The sequence below is a fragment of the Ferviditalea candida genome (assembly GCF_035282765.1).
GTDB classification, from domain to species: Bacteria; Bacillota; Bacilli; order Paenibacillales; family KCTC-25726; genus Ferviditalea; species Ferviditalea candida.
The window spans coordinates 47,406-64,315 of record NZ_JAYJLD010000004.1 but is presented as its reverse complement, the minus strand read 5'-3'; the positions used below and the strand labels follow the sequence as shown (position 1 = coordinate 64,315).

Here is a 16,910-nt window from a genome sequence, read left to right as displayed (position 1 = left end):
CCAGTCATTAAATCAACAGTTTGTAAATTTGCCTCGGTCTTCCTCTCAGAATGGGCTGTTCCCCGCCGATCACTTGGGCATATCCTTCGTCCGCAAGCGCTTTGAGGATTCTTCTGGCGCTTCTTAATGTAATATTCAATTGTTTTCCCAGTTCGAGAGCGGTTACATCGTATTTTCCCAAAGCCTCGGATACATATTTGATCTTCGACAGGGTGGATATGCTCAACTTGGTCTCGCTTGCTATATTGCGTATGATCTCGTCATAGGTACGGCTCTGATACTCCATCCGCTCGGCATGCTCCTCCAAACCGGCGATTCGAATCACCGAATTTTCGTCGCCGATCACATAAAGAACGTTGTCTCCTTCATCCTCGCTTTTTTGGTAAGCCATATAAGAGCGGAGAACCGCTTCCTTGGCGGTAATTCCAATGCCGATCCCCATATGAATCTTATGTTCTTTCTTCATGAATCCGGGAAGCTTTTTCAAACCCTCCGTAAGGGATAATACCAAGCCCTTTGTCGTAAAAACCAGATATATATTTTCCGCCACCTGCTGCATCGAGGTTTGCAGAGCGTCTGACATGAATCTCAACAGCTGTTCGCGATTTCCCGTTGCTTCCAACGAAAATTGACAGGCTGCGATCTGATTGTTTTCGGAGGTTTTGTATTTCCCATTGACAAGTGCCAATCTTAATGAAGCCATGATCGAAGTGCGGGTAGGCATGATGCAATATACGGGAACCTCAAGTTCCTTCAATTTCTTATACACCGAAACAATGCAAGTGATGACGCTGTCAATCTTGCCGTTCTTCCATAACTGTAAATGGCGCTCGACAATTTCATCCGACGAAACAAACTCTTTCAATTCGAGAATTTCCAGCTGACGATAGTCGATCTCCAATTCTTCAAAGGTTCCGATCACTTCTTCGCTGTTCAAAAAATCGATGCTGATTCTATTCGCGGTTCCTTGTTGAATAAAACCGTCTTTGACCATTTGAAACAATACGCGGTATAAACCCGTGCCTCCATAGTTGATATACATTAATGCGGACTTCAGGCTGCGGGCATTTTTCTTGGCGATCGTATATGGAACCGGACCGGTATACAGGATCACATCCACCTGGTGATCAATCAGCAGGGAATTTTCCAGAGAATCTGCTTCTCTTACATACGGGACAGGGTGAAATTCCAATTCGGCCAGCTGGCCGCCTTCATCCATAACCCGCTGCACAATTTCCTGCGGACCAATAACGGCAACTTTAACCATCCTGCACGGACTCCTTTATGTCCTTTATGTCCTTATATAGACCTTAAATAATTCATAGCTGAATTATACTGGAATTGTTGCAAAAATACAATATGTTCTGCAAAATTAAGCTAAGTAGATTTGTCGGGGTGATTGATTTGTCGGGGGATCTCATCAATATTATCAATGTCTATTCCATACTGTCCTTATTCAATCTGGTGCTGGCCGCAACGATCATCTTCTTTGAACGGCGGAATATCGCTGCCACCTGGGCATGGTTGATGGTGCTGCTGTTTCTCCCCGGTATCGGGTTCATGCTTTATTTGTTTTTGGGGCAAAAGCTCAAGCTTCGAAGACTGCAGAAAGCTAAGGAGACGGCACTTTTGGATATCCATGATATCACCCATGAACAAATCCGTATTTTGGAATCCGGCGCGCTGGCCTTTCATGACCGGCACATGGAGCCTTACCGGGACATTATCCATATGAACTTGCGAGCGGCCCATTCCGTTTTTACTCAGGATAACAAGATCAGCTTATTTGTGGACGGAAAGGACAAATTCGATGCTCTCTTTGAGAGCATTCTAGCGGCGAAGGATCATATTCATCTTCTCTATTATATTTTTAAACCGGACGAGTTGGGCGCTAAGGTTGTGCAGGCTTTAACGAAAAAAGCCAAGGAAGGCATAGACGTCAAAGTGCTGTATGATGAGGTCGGATCATCCTGGCTGTCACGCCGTTTTTTTCGCGAGCTGATCAGCGCCGGCGGAGAGGTGGCGTCATTTTTCTCATCCCGAATTCCTTTTTTCAATGTTCATATCAATTATCGAAACCACCGTAAATTCGCGATTATCGACGGAAAAATCGGGTATATCGGGGGCTTCAATATCGGCAACGAGTATCTCGGTCTGAATCGAAAATTCGGATTCTGGCGGGATACGCATCTCAAAATGGAGGGAACAGCCGTTCACGGGCTGCAAAGACAATTTTTGACGGATTGGAGTCTGGCCGCGGCCAAACCGCTCCCCCATGAAGCCAGATATTTTCCGGAAATTACCCCGGACGGTTATGCGGGAGTCCAGATTGTCTCAAGCGGTCCCGATTCCGATCTGGAGCATCTGAAGAACGGTTTTCTCAAAATGATCTATGCCGCAAAGGAGACCATCTCCATTCAATCGCCTTACTTCATCCCTGACGAAAGCTTTCTCGACGCGCTGAAAATCGCAGCTTTGTCCGGTGTGAGCGTCCATATCATGCTGCCGTCCTTAACCGACCACAAGCTGGTCAAATGGGCTTCGCAGGCGTATCTTGGAGAGCTTTTGCGGGCGGGAGTAAAATGCTTTTTGTATGAAAAAGGCTTCCTGCATGCCAAAACGATGGTTGTCGACCGCAGGATTGGCCTGGTCGGCACGGCCAACGTCGATTTGAGAAGCTTCAGGCTCAATTTCGAAACCGACGCCTTCATTTACGACTCCGGCGTCGCCGAACAGCTTTACCGTCAGTTCGTTGAGGATTTGTATGAATGCAAAGAACTGACCCTCCCCGAATTCAGCAGCCGGCCGCTTTCCGTCAGAATGAAAGAGTCGCTGTCGAGACTGCTGTCCCCGCTTTTGTAAAAGCAACAAGAATTCAGGAGTCTGTCCGACCGATTGATTTTCGTGATTTTTTATTCAAATGGTGTATGAAGGAATAAGGCAATGAGCACGAAAAGTTTAAGCTTACGCTCCCGATGCAGTTTTCTGCGAAAACTTGTACGCCTTTAAAACCGAGAATTAACTGCAAAAATCGAATCCTATTCCTGATTTAAACAGCGGTGCAGTGCCATCCCCTTTCCGAAAATAACGATTAAATTGAATAAATATCCACGATCTTGCTTTCGTCGGACAGACTCCTGACTATCAGAACGTATATTTTCTCTCAATTATGGAAAATCTGTTTCTAGCAAACATTTTTTCGAAATTGGGAGGAAAGAGAGTCATGAGGAACAAACTTGTTCTGACGGTCTGCCTTACTTTGGTCGCCGCAAGTTGCCTATCGTTTCCCGCCTATGCCCGTTTTATCGTGGATGACCATATCTATTATTGCAAACCTATCAATTCTTCCGGTCCAAGCAAAAGTAACGTTTCCTTTGTGGAACAGGCTAAACTGCAATTAACCGAAGCGCAATCATCCCATCCTGAGCAGCGATATACGGTTGCAGCCGGAGATACGTTATACCGGATTGCGATGAATTACGGAACTACGGTGGATCAATTGATGTCAGCGAACGGCATCGACGATCCAAGACTTCTGCAAGTGGGACAAATCCTGAGGCTTCCGTCCGGCAAGCGCGAGACTCCGGTACAAACGGCAAGTCAAGAGCAGCAGAGGAATTTTCTCAAGGTGATCCATGCAACCTTGACCGCATATACCGCCGGGGTCGAATCCACCGGCAAAACGCCATCGCATCCCGAGTACGGAATTACCTTCAGCGGTACGAGGGCCCGGGAGGGACGGACCATTGCGGTCGATCCGTCGATCATTCCGTTAGGCTCCACGGTATACATCGAGGGGATCGGTATCCGCAGGGCGGAGGACACCGGATCCGCGATAAAGGGCGCGCGCGTGGACGTCTTTATGAACGACGTCAAACAAGCGCTTAGATTCGGAGTTAAAAAGAACGCGAAAGTCTATGTATTGTCCGTCCCCGACAAGCGAACCGCAAGCTGAATCAGCTTGGCCGTTCTCGCCCGAAATGCTTTGCCATTTCAAGAAATATATGTTATAATAAGACATTCGTATAAATGAAGTCGTTAATTCACATCTTATAAAGAGTTATCACTTCACTTTAGGATACTCTTCTTAAATGTGAATTTTTTCTTTACACGAATGCAAATTTATTTTGGAGGTATGCAACACATGGAAACAGGTACTGTAAAATGGTTTAATGCGGAAAAAGGGTTCGGTTTCATTGAAGTTGAAGGCGGCAAAGACGTATTCGTTCACTTCAGCGCCATTCAAGGCGAAGGCTTCAAAACCCTTGACGAAGGTCAACGTGTTCAATTCAATGTTGTTCAAGGAAATCGCGGTCCTCAAGCTGAAAATGTCGTGAAACTGTAATCCCTGCTTTTGCTAATCAAAGAACTGACCGGTATCGGGCAGTTCTTTTTTCATTTTTATCATGAATAAGCCTCAGGATCCCAAAAACTGATTCAACCGCTCCATCATTTCGTCCCTCTGCTCCTTTGCCTCTTTATCTTCAGAATCGGAGGCAACAATCGGATCGCCTACAACCATTCGAACCTTTGCTTTGCGAAAGAAAAAGCTCAGGCGAATTTTGGGCGGTCCTTCATACCTGACGGGGACAATCGGGACACCCGCTTTGAAAGCAATTGTGACCGCCCCCATTTTGAGCTGCTGGCTTTCCCCGCCACGGGTCCCGGCCGGGAAAATTCCCACGATTTGATCCTTCCGAAGCAATTGAACCGGAAGTTTAATTGCGCTGGGTCCGGGATTCTCACGATTGACCGGAAACGCGTTGATGCGGGTTAAAAGGGCCCTGATCAGCGGCTTTTCGAACAATTCCTTCTTGGCCATGTAATGAATCGGACGCGGCTCGATCAATCGCCCCATGCATAATACGTCCAGCCAGCCCTTATGTGTAGCCGCGAGCACATAGCCTCCTGAAGCGGGCAGTTTCTCCTGATGAACCATTTCAATTTTCAGCGTCAAGGTCAGCAGCACCTTGACGGCACTGTATGCCACTTTGTACAAGGAAGTACCTCCATGATTGGAATGCTTTTATACATAGAATACACAATCCCCCGATTTCCGGCAAACCCCCTTATATCATTTTCAAAAATGGCGGATGAAATGAAAAGCACCCTTTTCGGGTGCGGTGATGTTACTTGATTTTGAACACGGAAACCGACTGATTCAGCTCGTCCGCCAGATGGGCAAGAGATTGTGAAGTCGAGGCCGTTTCCTCTGCTGCAGCGGCGGATTCTTCGCTGGCCGCGGCGATCGTCCCGATGGTGTTCATCACTTCCGTGGACTGAGCCGCCTGCTCTTCACCGGCTGCAGCGATTTCATTGACCTTGAAGGAGGTATCATTGACCATGGCAATGATCCTCTCAAAGGCCTCCCCGGTTTTCTCCGATTTGGCTACGCCGTCTACGACCGCCTTCACGCTTTGTGAAGTATTGCTCTGCATGCCTTTGATGATTTGGGTGATCTGCTTGGTGGCTTCCCCTGCCCGTTCCGCCAATTTCCGGACTTCATCGGCCACAACGGCGAAGCCCCTGCCTTGTTCGCCGGCCCTGGCCGCTTCAATCGCCGCATTCAGAGCGAGCAGATTCGTCTGCTCGGCAATGTCGCCGATAACTTCGATGATGTCCCCGATTTTGTTGGAGTCTTCCTCAAGCTTTGAAATTTGCTCATTGACCGCTTTCATTCCGTTAATGGACTGATGAACCACTTGTCCGCCTTCCTGTGCGATATTGACCGCCTGATTCGACAGATTGGCGGCTTCCTCCGCGCTGACGGCGACCGTATTGATCGCAATCGAAAGCTCCTTGAACAATTCCGTCATCGTTTGAGTTGCTGCCGCCTGGTTCGTGCTGCTGCCGGCAATTTCCTCCGTGCTGGCGGATATTTGCTGGGACGCCGCAGCAACATTTTGCGCAGATGCCATTATCGTCCCTATGAGCGCCCGCAAATTTTGAACCATCTGATTAAGATGATTTACAAGTGTGCCGATCTCATCCTTATTTTTTACCTTTAGCTCATCTACCCGAAGGTCCCCTGAAGCGACACGCTGCAATATATCCGTTGCGGTTGCAATAGGTTTTGTAAATCTGTGGGCAAACCAATAAACGACCAATAAAGTGAGCAAAGTCGCCGCGATAAGAAGCATAATGAATTGCTTGGTTATTGCATCCGTTCCCGCAAAGATAAAATCTTTATCCTTTGCAACGGCAATATATCTATTGTATTCCGGTTCGAATTTAACGTAGGCGATGAAATCCTGAATTTGGCCGGATTCCGGATCTTGTGTGCTGTATTGTATAAAATCATCTTTCGTGGAGATGATTTTTTGAATGACGTCTTCGCCCGTTCGAGTATCCTTGACCTTGATTTTTTGTCCGACCAGCTCTTTATTCGTATTGTGAAGAATTGTCCCTTCTGCGCTCACAACCGAAACGGATCCGTTCACACTAAGCTCCATGATCTTTTTTTGAAAGTCGGCATTCATCGCCTCCTCGTATTTCTTCATCTCATTGTCAATGTTATCGATGTAATTTCCTGTACCCGGAACCCACTGCCATGGTTTAAACAGACGGGTATGACCTCTTTTGGGGTAGGCTTTCGACGGATCATCCGGTTTTGGAAAATAATAATTCACAAAGCTGTCGTCGCTTTTCATCGCGCCGTCTACCATTTGCTTGATAAATTTATTGCCGGTTTGATCGGTAAGATTTTCCCTGTCCATCCCTTCTTTTTCAGGTGTGGGAGGAAGCAGCAGAAGCTTATAGTTCGTATTGTCCATCCAAAAGTATCCGTTTTTCCCGTATTTTAATTCGCGCAGCAGGGCAATAGCTTCTTGTTGGGCTTGCGCTTCCGATAATCCTTGGTTTTTCGATTTGTTATAGTAGTAGTTTAAAATGCTTATCACAACATCCATTTGATTTTTAATGCTATTGTCGTAACCCGACATCATTTGTTCCTTCAAAAGCTTCGTATTATATTCCATCCCGTTGAGCAATTGCGAGATTTGATTGGCTTGCAGCGACATCGTGCCTTTCACCTGTTTCTCGATTTCGCTCTTCGTCATGTACAAGCTCATCATTCCTTGAATCAATAAAACCGAAATCAAAATAAGAGAAACCAAAACCATAATTTTGGTTTTAATGCTTTTCATTTCTTCCACTCCTTTATATATCTAAAGCATATAAGTCCATAGTCATACCATCTTGAGAATTCCCGATACTTCCAGAATCATCGCGACGCGCCCGTCTCCCAGGATGGTTCCTCCGAGAATTCCGTTCACCTTGCCCAAGTAGGACCCCAGCGACTTGATCACGATCTCCTGATTCCCGATCAGCTCGTCCACCATCAAGGCCAGCCGTTTTTCCGCAATCCCCACAATGACCACCGGAAGCATTTTGCGCTGCTTTTCCGGCCGGGGAATGTTGAAGGAATCGTGAAGCCATACCAACGGAATCACCTGATTCCGGATCACGACCACCGTTTGTCCCTTGATCGTCTCGATCTGCTCCTGCGGAATGCGCACAATTTCCGCGACATTGCTCATCGGCAGAATGAAGGTTTGTTCATTTAATTTGACTAGCAAGCCTGTAATAATCGCCAGCGTTAACGGCAGCTTGATCTTGAACCGCGTTCCTTTCCCGAGCTCCGTCTCAATATCGATCATTCCGTTTAATTTCTCGATATGATTCTTGACAATATCCATCCCGACCCCGCGCCCGGATACTTCAGTTACTGCGGACGCCGTGGAAAATCCGGGACGAAAAATCAATTGAATCGCCTGCTGATCAGTCAAGCCGGCAGCCTCTTCATCCCCAATGATTCCCTTGGCGAGCGCCGAGCTTTTGAGCTTATGCGGATCCAAACCCTTTCCGTCATCCTCAATTGTAATGACCACCTGATTCTCCTCGTGGGCGGCTTGAATCTTCAGCAGCCCCCTCGGATGTTTGCCCAACTTGCTTCTCGTTTCCGGCGCTTCAATCCCGTGATCGACCGCGTTTCGAATAAGATGAATCAACGGATCGCTGATCTCCTCAATCAAGGTGCGGTCTAATTCCGTTTCTTTGCCTTCGATCACCAATTCCACTTCTTTATGCAGCGTCTGGCTCAAATCCCTGACCATCCGCGGAAACCGATTGAACAATTGTTCGATGGGCAGCATCCGGATCTTCATCACGCTTTCCTGCAGATCCCCGATCACTCGCGAAACTTGATCCGTTATCCCTTCCAATTCCTCCACCGCCTCATCGCCATAACGCTGGCTGAGCAAATGCTCCACCTGATGGATGCGTGTTTGATGAATCACCAATTCGCCGACCAAATTCATCAAATGCTCCAGACGATCCACATTCACGCGGATGGAGGATTGCGTTTTTTGCGAATTCACTATCGGCTGAAGATTCTCTTTCTCTTTGGATGTCGCTTCGCTTGAATAGTCCTCGACATGCACCGTCTCCACGTCCGCCGAAGCAAGAATATACTCCTGAACTTCCGGGATTTCCAGCGAAGTGGCCCATACGATTTGCAGCCTTTCGAATTGGGCATCTTCCGGATCATTGCCCTGCAAGGAGGGAAAGACCTGCAGCACCTTTCCTTTCTCCGCCATATTCTGTTCAATGACCACAGCTCTTGCGGCTTTCATCATACACTCCGGAGCCAGCTGGATATGAACCAGATACACGTGAAGACCCTGCCGCTCCGCTTCCGCTGCACGGGCAGAAATGTCCGCATCCGACACCGGTTCGCTAATGACCTCTTCCGACTTTGGCCCGGCGCTTTCCAACGTCTTCATTTCGCGGACCAAAGAGGAAATATCGGTCGATATCCCCTCTCCGGAAAGGTATTCTTGCTTTAGCTGCTGCAAATGGTCCAAGCATGAAAACAGCAGATTGATCAGTGCAGGAGTAACATCCAACTGCTTGCTGCGCACCTTGTCCAGCACAAATTCCATCTCATGCGTCAGTTGATGAACCGGTTCGATCCCCATGGCTGCAGAGGAGCCCTTCAGCGTATGCGCCGCACGGAATAAAGCCTGAACTCCCGTCGCCGAATTCCCGCCAGCCTCCAAGCCCAGAATTTCTTTTTCCATCTCCTGCAGCTGTTCTTCCATCTCTTCAATAAAAACTTCCAAATACTCCGTCAACTCGGCCATATAATCAGGCCTCCTTCTCCTGGACCAACACCTGATCTAGCTTCAATATGCCGACCAGGCCCGTTTCCGATAATCCGACACCGGTGAAATTGGCTCCATGGATGCTCCCCACCCGATCCGGAGGAGGCTGAATATCCGGATAGGTAGCCACCTTGTTTACGTAATCTACAATAATCCCTACCGTCTCTTCCACATGATTGACGACAATCACCCGTGTGGATCTCGAATATTCTTCTTCCGGCAGCCCGAATAAATGCCGCAAGCTCAGAATAGGCACGATTTTTCCGCGAAGATTGATGACCCCTTTGACATAAGGCCGGGTGTTGGGGACCTCGGTAATCTCCTGCTTTTTGATAATCTCCTGGATATCTTCGATTCTGATCGCGTATTTCTCTTTGGCTATGCCAAATTCGATATATTGTTCCATCTTCAATGACCACCCTTACTTGATTTTGAACACGGAAACCGACTGATTCAGCTCGTCCGCCAGCTGGGCAAGAGCTTGTGAAGTCGAGGCCGTTTCCTCCGCTGCGGCGGCGGATTCCTCGCTGGCCGCGGCGATCGTCTCGATGGTGTTCATCACTTCCGCGGACTGGGCCGCCTGCTCTTCACTGGCCGCAGCAATTTCATTGACCTTGAAGGAGGTGCTGTTGACCATGGCGATGATCTTCTCAAACGCATTCCCGGTCTTCTCCGACTGAGCCAAGCCGTCAACGACCGCCTTCACGCTATGTGCGGTATTGTTCTGCATGCCTTTAATGATTTGGGTGATCTGCTTGGTCGCTTCCCCGGCCCGTTCCGCCAATTTCCGGACTTCATCGGCGACGACCGCGAAACCCCTGCCTTGTTCTCCCGCCCTGGCCGCTTCGATCGCCGCATTCAGGGCAAGCAGATTCGTCTGCTCGGCAATGTCGTCGATGACCTCAATAATGTCTCCGATTTTGTTGGAGTCTTCCTCGAGCTTCGAGATTTGCTCATTGACGGCTTTCATCCCGTTAATCGACTGATGGACCACTTGTCCGCCTTCCTGCGCAATATTGACCGCCTGATTCGAAAGATTGGCGGCTTCCTCCGCGCTGACGGCGACCGTATTGATTGCAATCGACAGCTCCTTGAACAATTCCGTCATCGTCTGCGCTGCCGCCGCCTGATTCGTGCTGCCCCCGGCGATCTCCTCAGTACTGGCGGAAATCTGCTGGGACGCGGCGGCGACCTGGTTGGCATTCATGGCCACGGAGCCGATCAGCCCCTTCATGTTCTCGGCCATCGTATTCATTGCCTGTGTCAGCGCGCCCACTTCGTCTTTGGATGTGACCTTGACCTTTTCTCCGCTCAAGTCTCCTTTGGCGATCCGTTCGCTGGTCTCCTGGACTCTTCTGATCGGACCGGTGATTTGGGCTCCCATGAACATGGCGATTCCCAAGCTGGCCCCGATGGAAACAATGATGATCGCAAATAATATCGTGATCGATAGAGCAGCTCTGGAATTCGCCTCTTGCTTCGCGGTGTTAAATTCATCATTTACCGAATTCACCAATTTACCGACAGCATCAAGGATGACGCTTCTTTGGTCTCGAATGACGGTATCATTGATCTGCTTGGCCCCATTGAGATTGCCGTTCTGCACCGCAGGCACGATTTGCTTCAGGAATGCGTCGTTCAGCACTTGATTGGCATTCACTATGGTCGCGTAGGATTTCTTTTGCTCGTCTGTTTTCATTTTCGGTTCAATCTTGGTCAACAGCTTTTCCTGTTCTGCGATTTGCTCTTGAAATTTTTTAATAAACCCGGGATCCGGATGAATGATATATTCCATCAATTCGATGATTTTTTGCCTGTGAATGCTGAATACTTCACTAACATCAGAGGATCGTTCCGACCTTCTATCCATTTCCCCGATATTTCCCTCAATGCCTTTCAGCTGCATGAACATAACCATTAAACCAATTGTAAAAATAAGAATGACACCCAAATAACCCAATAAAAGCTTCATTTTGATTTTCATAGCCGTTCACTCCGTTTCATATTGTTATCCGATAGCTTTTGTCGATTTGCATAATACCGGTGTGTGTATTTTTTAGGTCGAATTGCCCCCCTCTTCGGACAATAAAAAATTCCCAAAAGGGAATTGTATACTTCTCCTTTTGGCAGCCCGGCCGCCATGGATGGTCATCTTTAGGCCCGAAGCTTTGCGTCCCTGTCTTTCGACTGGTTTGCCTTTTTCAAATTGATTAGAAAATTATGTTTTTCACACCAAATTTATTATTAGTAAAAAATTCCTATATGTCAATATAAAAAATCTTATATTACAACAAATTTTTAATTTTAACGACATATTTCGTCAGATCATCCTTGATACATTCGTCCCGGTAATCAAAACTTCTTTCGAAGTACCCCATAAACATGGGAGTGAAGGCCCATAGGGCTGCGAATTGGCAAAATGTGAATTGCCGAAAGGATTGATTATATACCAGCCAGGGTATATAATCATGTCAATTGCAGGCAAACAAAAGCCTAGCGGTGGAATGTCAAGGGGATGATCAATGGAAATTGGAAAAAATCTCGAGAAAAAACATCCTGGAGCGGAAAAATGGCAATACCAAACTAAGCCCTGCCCGTGGACGAAATTTTCAGACAACTTTCGAGGGCGGGCTAAGTGGAAACGGAGTAAAAATCAGGGAATGGATTCAATTCCTCCTCTTCGGTGGTGTGTACTGCTTGTTGGTCTTTAGTAGCATAAAGACCAGCAGTTTTTTGACCTCGGTCTCCATGTGTTTCATGACGCTGAGCGTAACGGATAAAGAAATATTCACAGGGTCGCTCATGGATTTATCCAGCCGGTAGGAAGACCGGGCCCGCCGCGGTCGTTGGTGACAGAGAAGCAGGACAGCTTCCGACCGTCCCCGGCCATGAATTGTACATGGTGGGGCTACGCCCTCCACCCCAAGTAAATACCCACCATCTCTTATTAAATTGGAAATTCGATTAAGCTCTTTTCAACTGTCCGGATCAGTTGGAAATTCGCTTAAAAAGAACTTCTAAACTGATTATACGAGGAGGATGAAGATGGGCATTTTTTCGTTTTTTCGCCGATCCGATCGTACGAATGTCAAAGTCAACCAAATTTCTGCGGAGCAATTGAAGCAAGTGATGCAAAGCCCGCGGGACAAAATTTTTATTGATGTCCGCACAAAAGACGAATTTAAAGCGAATCACATCCGCAACTTCAACAATATCCCGCTGGCCAATTTGCCGAACCATTTATCGAAGCTGGATAAGCAGAAGGAAATCTATGTGATCTGCCAAAGCGGAGGCCGAAGCTCTTCCGCCTGCAGCCTGCTTAAAAAAGAGGGCTTCAAAAAAATATATAATGTCATGGGCGGCATGTCGGCTTGGGATCGCATCAAAAACAGCAAATAATCGGCCCCCGGCTATTGTTCAAAATGTTTTTGCAGCATCTGCCTAAACGTTTCTGCAGATACGGGAGGGCTAAAAATGTAACCCTGCATTTCATCGCACTGGAAGGAACGCAAGAGTTTCAACTGATCTTCCGTTTCCACCCCTTCCGTAATCACTTTGATATCCAAATGATGCGCCAGATCGATCAAGGCTCTTACAATGGCCTTATCACGATGGGTTCCAAGCTGCTGCACAAATGTACGGTCAATCTTTAAAGTATCCAGCGGCAAACGTTTCAGATAGTTTAACGAAGAATATCCGGTACCGAAATCGTCCAGCGATATCCAAATTCCCATGTCCTTCACTTCTTGCAAAATCCGAATTGTCGTATCCGGATTGTTCATGATAATGCTTTCGGTCAGTTCCAATTCCAGATAGTATGGAGCGAGCCCGATCTCCTTTAAGATTTGGGCAAGCGTCTCCGTCAAATTTTTTTGCTGAAACTGGCGGAAGGAGAGGTTGACCGCTATTCGAACCGGCGGAAAGCCTTCCTCCTGCCATGCTTTATTTTGCCGGCAAGCCGTACGCAGCACCCACTCGCCGAGGGGAATAATCAACCCCGTTTCCTCCGACAAGGGAATGAATTCATTCGGAGGGATCATCCCGAATTCGGGATGCTGCCAACGCACCAAGGCCTCCATACCGGTAATTTTGCCCGTGCGAAGATCCACCTTCGGCTGATAATGCAGAATAAATTCTTCGCGCTCAAGCGCTTTCCGCAAATCGGTTTCCAGCCGCAGCCGTTTCGAGGTTTTGGCATTCAAGGCCGAGGTAAACATGTGATAGCAATTGCCCTCCTTTTTGGCCAGGTACATCGCCGTATCGGCATTTTTGATCAAGGTTTCCTCATCGTCCCCATCAATCGGATAGAAGCTGATCCCGATGCTTGCTGAGATGAAGTATTCCTGCCGATTCAATACAAAAGGGTGGGACAAGGCTTCGAGGATGCTTTCCGCCGCGTTTACGGCCTCAGATGCGTTCGCAAGCCGGGGCAGCAGGATTAAAAATTCATCCCCGCCCAATCGGGAAACCGTATCGTCGCTTCCTACACTGTCCAGCAAACGTGCTGCCACAGATTGCAGCAGAAGGTCGCCCGTACTGTGACCCAATGTGTCGTTAATCAGTTTGAAGCGGTCCAAATCAAGAAACATCACGGCCGCCATCAGCTGATATTTCTTTGCATGCTTAATCGCTTGCGTAAGCCGGATCAGGAACAAGATCCGATTCGGCAAATCAGTCAAGATATCATGATAAGCCTGATATTGGATTTTTTCTTCCATCCGTTTGCGCGGGGTAATGTCCTTGGTGACTGCAACGTAATGTGTCCTTTTTCCCCGCTTATCCTTGACCGGGCTGACCGCAATCTGTTTAAAATAACTTTCCCCGTTCTTCCGATGATCCCAAACTTCCCCTTCCCATTGCTCCGTTTCGATTAATTTTTTTCGCAGAAATTTATAGAAATCGCCATCATCTATTCCCGAGCTCAATATTCGCACGTGCTTGCCGATGAGATCCTCTTCAGTATGCCCCGTAATTTGCGTATATGCCGGATTTACGGAAACGACGATGCCCTTACGGTCCGTAATCAGCACGCCTTCCGATATGTTTTCCAGCACCTGCGCGGCTAAGCGCTCCCGCTCCTCGGATTTTTTGATATCCGTCAGATCGCGGGCAATCGTAGAATAATACTCCGCCTTGCCGTCGGACGATTTATGTGAAAGAATAATTTGATGCGCCGGGGTTTCTGTGCCGTTCCGACTGAGAAAAGCGGTCTCCCCGCTCCACTTCCCCTCTTTTAAAGCCGTCGGCAACCCCTCCGTAATAACGAGTTTCCCCGCCCATTCGGGATGGGTATCGGGTATGTGAATCTTCGATATGTCTTCATGATCGTCAATTCCCAAAATTTTGCGGGCCGCCTGATTATAATATAATACGCGGCCATGCCGATCGCTGATGGAAACGAAGTCGGTCGTTGCTTCAAGAATGGCAACCAACCGCTTTTGTTCCTGCTCTTTTTGCTTGCTTTCCGTAATATCCCGCAGGATTCCGGAGACGGCGACGATATTTCCCTGAGCATCCCAAACGGGGGAATATGTTACACTTACATTAATGAATTGTCCGTCTTTATGCTGTCTGATCGTCTCAAATCCGATGATATTTTTCCCATGTCGCACTTCCTTGAAGATGCTCTTCGCCTCTCCGATCAAATGCTCCGGGATGCTTGGCAGCATCCCCCCCAATACTTCTTGCACCGTCCAACCGAATATAGTCTCATAGGCATTATTCAATTCAAGCGCGCGGCCTTCCAAGTCAAAAATGGCAATGACATCAGCCGTATGCTTCACAAAGGACTCCAACTGCTCTTTTTTGACTCTGAGCCGCTTTTCCATCCGTTTGCGCTCTGAAATGTCCCGAAAAACCAGGACAACCCCCATAATATTTCCTTGGATGTCGCAAATGGGCGCCGCGCTGTCATCGATCGGGAATTCCGTCCCATCCTTGGAAATCAACACCGTATGGTTGGCCAAGCCGACGATCTTTCCTTCCCGCAGCACCTTTTCAACCGGGGACTCCACCTTTTCGCGGGTCGTTTCATTCACAATCCGGAAAATGTCGTTGAGCTTTTGCCCTTCCGCATCCTTCATGGTCCAACCGGTTAAGTGCTCGGCTACCGGGTTCAAGAATACCACCCGCTCCTGTGAATCGGTCGCGATCACTGCGTCACCGATGCTTCTGAGCGTTGTGGACAACCACTCCTCGTTCTTGCGCAGAAGATATTCCGATTGATACAGCCGTCGAAAAGGTTCCTGCACGCTATCCACGAATACCGCGCGATATAAAAAATAGTAGGCAATAATCTTATAGACATGTCCCATCAAATTATAAATATCAGTCGCTGAATTATAAATGGTGAACCATATTTCGCTCATTCCCATGACAATGACGCTGGTCAGCAGATGGCTTATGTCAAAAGGCCGGTCATTGCCAAAACGGGATGCCAGAATGAGGGCGGTAACCGCATGAATCGCCGAAATCAAGTACTCCGTACCCATTTTAAATGGAGTCAGCCCTGCTCCCGGAACGAAGGTCTTGGGAAAAAAATTCTCATAAAACAACCCGGACCAATAGACGCATGCGACCAGGATCAAGCTTCCGAACAGAAAAACATACCGCGTATATCGCGAACGGAAAGGCCTCCAAGGCAGTATTGCGGCCAACAGCAGCGCAATGCTCCCCAGAAACCGCGCGATCAACCAATAATAAATTCCGGTCTCTTCATTGCTAGATATCCCCAACCCGGGCATCCCCGGATAGAAGATCATGTGGGCAAGATCGATCAGCCCAACCATCAAAAAGGCACATGCAAGCAGGATACTATTCCCCGCCCGTTCCCTGTTATAGGAATGCCAAATAATGCCGAATATCATAATCGACACGGCAATTGAAAAGGTTTCTAAAATCGAATGCAGCGATAAATACGGTATCTGTGCGTTTACATCAACATGATAGGAGGGCTCAATAATCCAAAAGAACAAAAGGATGAGAAACAAGAGAAACATGAATCCCGGCCGTCTTTGGTTCAACAGCAGCTGCAACAAGACCTTGCTCCATTTTTGATCTGGACTCATCTTCTGCTCTCCTTCATCACAAATACAGAATCCGTATATATATTCAACATAATTCGATTTTTTTCAACATTTTCCTCCTATTATATTCCATAGTCTGCGATTAAACAATTAGGGCTCGCGATGCCATACAGTTTGAAACATAAAAAAACGGGGTTTCTCTACCCCGATTCTGTGCGCCCGATTGGCCGGATCAGATTTGACATTCCTCGCAAACCCCGTAAACTTCAAAATGATGACTGACGATCTTGAAGTTGCCGGGCAATTTCACGATTTGTTCCATCGGGCAGTCGTCAAATGTCAATGTTTTCTCGCAGTTCATGCAGATTAAGTGATGATGGTGGTGAGAGGAACATTTGGCTTTGAATTTCAAGCCGCCGTCCATAAAATAAAACTGCTCGAGAACGCCCATCTCATCCAACATTCGAAGATTTCTATAAACGGTATCGAAACTGACGCTGGGATATTTGGAGCTCATCCGGTCATAGACATCCCTCGGGGACAAATATCCGTCGTCCTGAGAGAAGATTTCTGCAATCATTCTGCGCTGCTCTGTAATTCTCCAGCCGTTTTTGGCCATTATATCAAGCATTTGGTTCATGTTGCCGTTCTCCACTCGGTACTGCTCCCTTCGCGTGATCTCACTGCGCTGGCAATGACGACCGTGTTCATCACACGTTTT

12 protein-coding genes and 1 riboswitch are annotated in these 16,910 nt (G+C 47.7%); of the genes, 4 read left to right on the top strand and 8 right to left on the bottom strand.

Translation table 11 applies throughout. The features are described from left to right. Positions 1-7: 7 nt before the first annotated feature. Positions 8-1,267 (bottom strand): helix-turn-helix domain-containing protein, encoded by a 1,260-nt coding sequence (locus VF724_RS03985; RefSeq protein ID WP_371752926.1) that lies wholly within the window; start codon positions 1,265-1,267, stop codon positions 8-10. Between the two features lie 137 nt (positions 1,268-1,404). Here VF724_RS03985 and cls point away from each other — a divergent pair, with 137 nt between their 5' ends. From cls to VF724_RS03970, 3 genes are all read left to right on the top strand, one after another. Further along, positions 1,405-2,862: a cardiolipin synthase gene (gene cls / locus VF724_RS03980; protein ID WP_371752925.1), complete on the top strand. Its 1,458-nt coding sequence runs from the start codon at positions 1,405-1,407 to the stop codon at positions 2,860-2,862. Between the two features lie 361 nt (positions 2,863-3,223). After that, on the top strand, positions 3,224-3,955 hold the full coding sequence (locus VF724_RS03975; protein WP_371752924.1) for a 3D domain-containing protein: 732 nt from the start codon (positions 3,224-3,226) through the stop codon (positions 3,953-3,955). Between the two features lie 189 nt (positions 3,956-4,144). Further along, positions 4,145-4,345, top strand: a complete 201-nt coding sequence (locus VF724_RS03970) for a cold-shock protein (RefSeq protein ID WP_371752923.1) — start codon at positions 4,145-4,147, stop codon at positions 4,343-4,345. Between the two features lie 72 nt (positions 4,346-4,417). On the opposite strand, the gene VF724_RS03965 is transcribed toward VF724_RS03970, so the two are convergent. The 5 genes from VF724_RS03965 to VF724_RS03945 all read right to left on the bottom strand — a co-directional run bounded on the left by VF724_RS03965 (position 4,418) and on the right by VF724_RS03945 (position 11,148). Continuing rightward, positions 4,418-4,990, bottom strand: coding sequence for a lysophospholipid acyltransferase family protein (locus VF724_RS03965; RefSeq protein ID WP_371753050.1), 573 nt, complete (start codon positions 4,988-4,990; stop codon positions 4,418-4,420). A gap of 139 nt (positions 4,991-5,129) precedes the next feature. Next, complete coding sequence (locus VF724_RS03960) at positions 5,130-7,145, bottom strand: methyl-accepting chemotaxis protein (protein WP_371752922.1); 2,016 nt, start codon at positions 7,143-7,145, stop codon at positions 5,130-5,132. Positions 7,146-7,187: 42 nt separating this feature from the next. After that, a complete protein-coding gene (locus VF724_RS03955; RefSeq protein ID WP_371752921.1) occupies positions 7,188-9,143 on the bottom strand; it encodes a chemotaxis protein CheW in 1,956 nt (651 codons plus the stop codon). 4 nt (positions 9,144-9,147) lie between these two features. After that, positions 9,148-9,570 (bottom strand): chemotaxis protein CheW, encoded by a 423-nt coding sequence (locus VF724_RS03950; protein ID WP_371752920.1) that lies wholly within the window; start codon positions 9,568-9,570, stop codon positions 9,148-9,150. 15 nt (positions 9,571-9,585) lie between these two features. Beyond that, positions 9,586-11,148 carry a methyl-accepting chemotaxis protein gene (locus VF724_RS03945; RefSeq protein ID WP_371752919.1) on the bottom strand — a complete coding sequence of 521 codons (1,563 nt, stop codon included), beginning with the start codon at positions 11,146-11,148 and terminating at the stop codon, positions 9,586-9,588. Positions 11,149-11,286: 138 nt separating this feature from the next. Beyond that, positions 11,287-11,371, bottom strand: a riboswitch (cyclic di-GMP riboswitch). Positions 11,372-12,209: 838 nt separating this feature from the next. On the opposite strand from VF724_RS03945, the gene VF724_RS03940 reads away from it, so the two are divergent. Further along, positions 12,210-12,563, top strand: a complete 354-nt coding sequence (locus tag VF724_RS03940; protein ID WP_371752918.1) for a rhodanese-like domain-containing protein — start codon at positions 12,210-12,212, stop codon at positions 12,561-12,563. An 11-nt stretch (positions 12,564-12,574) separates the two neighbouring features. On the opposite strand, the gene VF724_RS03935 is transcribed toward VF724_RS03940, so the two are convergent. Both VF724_RS03935 and VF724_RS03930 read right to left on the bottom strand, forming a co-directional pair. After that, positions 12,575-16,231: a PAS domain S-box protein gene (locus VF724_RS03935; RefSeq protein ID WP_371752917.1), complete on the bottom strand. Its 3,657-nt coding sequence runs from the start codon at positions 16,229-16,231 to the stop codon at positions 12,575-12,577. A 190-nt stretch (positions 16,232-16,421) separates the two neighbouring features. Continuing rightward, the gene (locus tag VF724_RS03930; RefSeq protein WP_371752916.1) at positions 16,422-16,829 is read right to left on the bottom strand and encodes a Fur family transcriptional regulator; all 408 of its coding nucleotides are present in this window, start codon (positions 16,827-16,829) and stop codon (positions 16,422-16,424) included. Positions 16,830-16,910: the final 81 nt, after the last annotated feature.

What these genes read in the sequence shown, in the direction of transcription:
- VF724_RS03985 (WP_371752926.1), bottom strand. Translation starts at nt 1,267, where the DNA reads ATGGTTAAAGTTGCCGTTATTGGTCCGCAGGAAATTGTGCAGCGGGTT.
- VF724_RS03975 (WP_371752924.1), top strand. Translation starts at nt 3,224, where the DNA reads ATGAGGAACAAACTTGTTCTGACGGTCTGCCTTACTTTGGTCGCCGCA.
- VF724_RS03970 (WP_371752923.1), top strand. Translation starts at nt 4,145, where the DNA reads ATGGAAACAGGTACTGTAAAATGGTTTAATGCGGAAAAAGGGTTCGGT.
- VF724_RS03960 (WP_371752922.1), bottom strand. Translation starts at nt 7,145, where the DNA reads ATGAAAAGCATTAAAACCAAAATTATGGTTTTGGTTTCTCTTATTTTG.
- VF724_RS03955 (WP_371752921.1), bottom strand. Translation starts at nt 9,143, where the DNA reads ATGGCCGAGTTGACGGAGTATTTGGAAGTTTTTATTGAAGAGATGGAA.
- VF724_RS03950 (WP_371752920.1), bottom strand. Translation starts at nt 9,570, where the DNA reads ATGGAACAATATATCGAATTTGGCATAGCCAAAGAGAAATACGCGATC.
- VF724_RS03945 (WP_371752919.1), bottom strand. Translation starts at nt 11,148, where the DNA reads ATGAAAATCAAAATGAAGCTTTTATTGGGTTATTTGGGTGTCATTCTT.
- VF724_RS03940 (WP_371752918.1), top strand. Translation starts at nt 12,210, where the DNA reads ATGGGCATTTTTTCGTTTTTTCGCCGATCCGATCGTACGAATGTCAAA.
- VF724_RS03935 (WP_371752917.1), bottom strand. Translation starts at nt 16,231, where the DNA reads ATGAGTCCAGATCAAAAATGGAGCAAGGTCTTGTTGCAGCTGCTGTTG.
- VF724_RS03930 (WP_371752916.1), bottom strand. Translation starts at nt 16,829, where the DNA reads ATGAACCAAATGCTTGATATAATGGCCAAAAACGGCTGGAGAATTACA.